At 51.6% G+C, this 4874-nt stretch carries 6 protein-coding genes; 4 read left to right on the forward strand and 2 right to left on the reverse strand.

Features of this window, described 5'->3' with window-relative positions; genetic code table 11:
* Window positions 1–395 (reverse strand): hypothetical protein (locus MiSe_RS47655; protein ID WP_226594253.1); only part of this gene is annotated, 395 nt, incomplete at its 3' end.
* 106 nt (window positions 396–501) lie between these two features.
* Here MiSe_RS47655 and MiSe_RS47660 point away from each other — a divergent pair.
* Window positions 502–645 (forward strand): hypothetical protein, encoded by a 144-nt coding sequence (locus tag MiSe_RS47660; RefSeq protein ID WP_226594261.1) that lies wholly within the window; start codon window positions 502–504, stop codon window positions 643–645.
* Between the two features lie 14 nt (window positions 646–659).
* Here the strand turns inward: MiSe_RS47660 and MiSe_RS47665 are convergent, their stop codons facing one another.
* Window positions 660–1550: an alpha/beta fold hydrolase gene (locus tag MiSe_RS47665; protein WP_226594267.1), complete on the reverse strand. Its 891-nt coding sequence runs from the start codon at window positions 1548–1550 to the stop codon at window positions 660–662.
* Between the two features lie 128 nt (window positions 1551–1678).
* On the opposite strand from MiSe_RS47665, the gene MiSe_RS47670 reads away from it, so the two are divergent.
* From MiSe_RS47670 to MiSe_RS47680, 3 genes are all read left to right on the forward strand, one after another.
* Window positions 1679–4183 carry an S-layer homology domain-containing protein gene (locus MiSe_RS47670; RefSeq protein ID WP_226594274.1) on the forward strand — a complete coding sequence of 835 codons (2505 nt, stop codon included), beginning with the start codon at window positions 1679–1681 and terminating at the stop codon, window positions 4181–4183.
* A 24-nt stretch (window positions 4184–4207) separates the two neighbouring features.
* Window positions 4208–4384, forward strand: a complete 177-nt coding sequence (locus tag MiSe_RS47675; protein WP_226594276.1) for a hypothetical protein — start codon at window positions 4208–4210, stop codon at window positions 4382–4384.
* A gap of 47 nt (window positions 4385–4431) precedes the next feature.
* Window positions 4432–4874: glycosyltransferase family 39 protein (locus MiSe_RS47680; RefSeq protein WP_444980646.1), on the forward strand; the 443-nt coding region annotated here is incomplete at its 3' end.

The following is a 4874-nucleotide window of genomic DNA, read 5'->3' on the forward strand; positions in this document are numbered from 1 at the left end:
CTGGGTTGACTACCTCCTTTATCTTCTTCCTCTTCTTCTTTGTGTCCTTCGTGTCTTCGCGGTTTATTTCCAAGGGGGTTATGGAAGGGGATTTGGTATGATGCCGTGCCCCAAAGATCAAACGGGTAGGGGCACGGCGTCTGTATGATTTCGCTTTGTGCGGCAACTGACTGATGCTGTGCCCCTACCATCAACGGGGTGGGGGCACGGCATCTGTATGATTTCGCTTTGTGTCGCAACTGACTGATCCGAAATCTGGGTTGACTACCTCCTTTATCTTCTTCCTCTTCTTCTTTGTGTCCTTCGTGTCTTCGCGGTTTATTTCCAAGGGGGTTATGGAAGGGGATTTGGTATGATGCCGTGCCCCAAAGATCAAACGGGTGGGGGCAGGGCATCTGTATGATTTCGCCTGGTGTCAAAACTGACTGATGCTGTGCTACTACAATCAACGGGGTGGGGGCACGGCATCTGTATCATTTCGCCTGGTGTCGCAATTTGTTGATGCCGTGCCCCTACGATCGACGGGGTGGGGGCACGGCATCTGTATCATTTCGCCTTGTGTCGCAATTTGTTGATGCCGTGCCCCTAGGATCGACGGGGTGGGGGGCACGGCATCGGCATCATTTCGCCTGGTGCCGCAACTGATTGATGCTGTGCTACTACAATGATTTACCCAACCAATCCAACATCAACGGATTCACCACGTCGGGGCGCTCGTCGTGGGGACAGTGACCTGTATTGGGAATCGAGACAAATTCTATCGCTTCCCCGTTCTCGTTCCGCTCCTGGAAAATCTTGGCTCCAGTCACGGGGGTCCAAGGGTCATCTGCTCCCCAAAGTACCAGGACGGGATGCTTGACTTTGGGCAGTAATTCTGCTATTGTCGGCCCTGGCGGTGCTGTCAGAATTGAAGCAAAAACTTTCTGCGCCCCTGGGTCGCAGGAAGGCGCATAAAGCATATCCACCAGTTCGTCGGTAATCGCTTCCGAGTTGCGGTAAACCTGGAGCAGGGTGTTGCGGATGCGGTGTTTCTGGCGGATGCTGTTAAACAAGATTGGCCCTACTAGCTGACTTTGCACCACTTTAGTAAACGCTCCCATCACCAACCGCAACGGTAAGTTTAACTCGTGGGGGCGATGGTTGAGTCCACCGGCGCAGTTGAGTAGAATTGCACCTGCGGCAATTTCTGGATGATGGGCGACTGCCATCAAACTCAGTAACCCACCAATCGAGTTACCGACAAATACGGTTGGTTCTTGGATCTGTTCGCTCCAGAAATCTTTGAGCAGTTCTGCCCACAAATCCAGCGTATAATCCAACGCAGGTTTATCCGAACCGCCAAATCCGAGTAAATCGAGGGCAAATACCCGATAGCCGCCTTCTGCCAGCGCCGGGATGTTTTTACGCCAATGTCCGATAGACGCGCCAAAACCATGAATCAACACGAGGGGGAGTCCCGTACCCTTGACGGTGTACAGTATTTTGTGGCCTCGCCAAGACCAGGTGAGCTTTTCTAACCGGGTGGTTGTGGCTAGTTGCTGAGTAGTCACAATTTTCTGTTAAGATTCTTAATCTATTTTTGAATATCGTAGTATCGTTTCACCTAAAATCAAATCTTCAGAACCGTTCTGCAAGCAGTCAACGTTGCTCTAACCATACCGGGAGGGGTTAAAAGCTTATGAATCAAGGTATCTTTGGTGTAATTGGCAGAGTTGCTTTTGCAGCGCTGGGTGTGGCGATCGCTGCGATCGCACCCACTTCCGCCAGTGCCAGTACCTCGCAGGTAGAGCAGAAAAGCAGGGGGGCCCAGGAGCAAGTTTCACCAGCTACAATCGATACGGCTTTAGCCACGCTGCCCGAACGCACCATAACCCAAGAACCGACTAGAAGAAGCACCAGACAAAACCAACCGTCTCGAACGCCAAGCAGACAAAATCAACCGAATCGCAGACCAACAGAAGAAAATAAGGTTCAATTGCCGGAACCTGTAACGAAGGCAATTTTAGAGAATTTAGCCCAGCAAACCGGATTGGAAACTTCCGACTTGCGCGTAGTGGAAGTAGAACAGAAAACTTGGTCGGATGGCTGTTTGGGTTTGGGAAATCCTGGGATAGCTTGTTCCCAAGCACTGGTTCCGGGATGGCAAGTTACCGTTGCCAGCGATCGCCAACGTTGGATCTATCGCACCAATTTATCAGGTTCCCTAGTCAAACTAGATGCAGCCGCAACGCAACAACTCGCTGATGGTGCAACGCCGCCAACCGCAGAACAACCAAACCCCAGGGAAAATCCCAGAACCAGGAATCGTCGCACCTCGCGTCCGACACCACCAGCGACAACAGCAACAGAACCGGCAAGCGAGGTAACAGCACCCGCCACTCCACCCCCAGTGGCTCCCAACAACCGCATTCAGACGCCGGTTGTGCAAACCCCTGCTGAAGGACAAGAAAGTTTTAGCCTGGCAATTCGCCAACCCTCTGGAACCCTATCGGAAATCATTGCTAGAGTTTCCCTCAAAGTCAAACGTAACGATGGCTATGCACCCGAAAGGTTTATCGGGGATTATCGATATCGACTCAATCAACGGGCGACATTTAGACGGGGAATGAATGTAGGCGATCGCATCGTCGTGCGCCTATATGACTTGCAAAATCGCCTAATCGGCTACAGCGAGTTTGAAGTATTGCTCGCCAACGCAGCGGTAAACTTAATATTGGGCAACCGCCCCACAGCCACCCGCGTCGTGCGAACCGTCTACGGCATCGATATCAACGCCGACGGTCTCATCGACCCAGGTACGACAACTTACGACTACTTCACCCAAATTAACGGCACCAATGCCGGTGCGGAACAAGTCCTCTTCCTCGCCAACTTGCAGGATGTTAACTTAAGCTGGTATCAAGTCCCCGGCTTACCCGTACCGCCCCAAAGCAGCGTATATCCCGGAACCATCAGCAGCGGCGCCAGCGTCGTTTTCGGTTCGGATCTGCCTGCAACCCTAACGGCGATACCGGGAAGGGAAAGTCGGCTAATTAACGTAGAAGTGGGGAATGGTTCGGTTTACGATGTCAGTTCGGTACTAGCAAGCGCACCAGAACCCGCACAACCCGCACCGACGCCAGCACCCACCCCAGAACCAGTCCCGGAAGTCGAGATTAGCTTTCCCGACGTACCCGCCAATTACTGGGCGAGAAACTTTATCGGTCAGTTAGTGGGAAGGGGATTGTTGCAAGGATATCCCGATGGTGCATTTCGTCCCAACGATCCGGTAACCCGCGCCGAACTTGCCACAATTATTAGCAAAGCCTTCGATCGCAACAAAACCCGCGAGATGGCGACGTTTAGAGACTTGGCAACAAATCACTGGGCGTATCCCGCCATCTCGGATGCTTACGAAATGGGCTTTTTAGGTTCTCCCAACAGCCGCAGTTTCAACCCCGACCAAAATGTCTCGCGTTTGGATGTTTTGGTAGCATTGGCGCGGGGACTTGGTTTGACTCCCAGCGGTTCTCCCGAGCGAATTCTGCGCGTTTATCGCGATGCCGGTACAATTGCGGCAGAAGAACAAAGAGCGATCGCAGCTGCTACCGAAAAAGGATTAGTCGTCAGCTATCCCAACGTCAGATTTCTCAATCCCCGGCGAGTAGCAACCAGAGCCGAAGTCGCTGCTTTAATTTACCAAGCATTGGTCAGCACCGGACAAGCAAATGCGATCGCCTCGCCTTATGTGGTAAAAGAAGGAGCAACCGCCAGCGAACCAGAACGTCCTTCACGTCCGCGTCAAAATAGCGAACGTAGAACCCCCATACGTCGGCGCACCACCACCCAACCCCGTCGCCAAACTCAACCCGTACAACGCTTCGGGACTCAGCAGCGACGCCAAACTCAACCCGTACAACGCACCACTACCCAACCCCGTCGCCAAACTCAACCCGTACAACGCACCACTACCCAACCCCGTCGCCAAACTCAACCCGTACAACGCTTCGGGACTCAGCAGCGACGCCAAACTCAACCCGTACAGCGCACCACTACCCAACCCCGTCGCCAAACTCAACCCGTACAACGCTTCGGGACTCAGCAGCGACGCCAAACTCAACCAGTACAGCGCACCACTACCCAACCCCGTCGTCAAACTCAACCCGTACAACGCACCCAACCGCGTCGCCAAACTCAATCATAGGTAATAGGAAATAGGTAATTGGTCATGGCTGTTCTTTGCCATGACCAAGAAGACGCGGAGACGGGGAGACGTGGAGCAGCGGAGCGTCACCCTTCTCAAGTGAGAAGCATCCGGTCTGACCCTCCCGAATTTAAACAGCCAAAAGTACCATCCGCTCCTATGAAGGAACGCTGCTATCTTTACTCCAAGAATGAATTATAGCTGAAGAAATTGGATTGAATAAACATCCACAGTTTAGGAAAGTCAAGATGACTCGAAACGGAAAAATCACCCCACGTTGGTTGCATTTTTTTATAATTATCGTGCTAGTACTGGGCATATTTTTCCGCTTCGTCAACCTTGACCGAAAAGTCTTCTGGAATGATGAGATTGGCACCCTATCTATTATTTCTGGGTACACAGATTATAAAGGAGCATTGAATGGTAAAATAATTACTATCTCTGATTTACGCAAGTATCAGCGCCCCGACCCTGAAATTAGTGTCATTGATATCGTACAAAACGTAGCGAGATTCGATCCTCATATTTCGATTCTATATTACGTGATAGCGAGATTTTGGGTCGAATGGTTTGGCAGTTCAGTAGCGGTGATGAGAAGTTTGTCTGCCTTGATTGGCTTGCTAGTATTCCCTTGCCTCTATTGGCTTTGTCTAGAATTATTTCAATCATCGCTAGTGGGTTGGGTAGCAGT

It is taken from the genome of Microseira wollei NIES-4236, assembly GCF_020521235.1.
Lineage (GTDB): Bacteria > Cyanobacteriota > Cyanobacteriia > Cyanobacteriales > Aerosakkonemataceae > Microseira > Microseira wollei.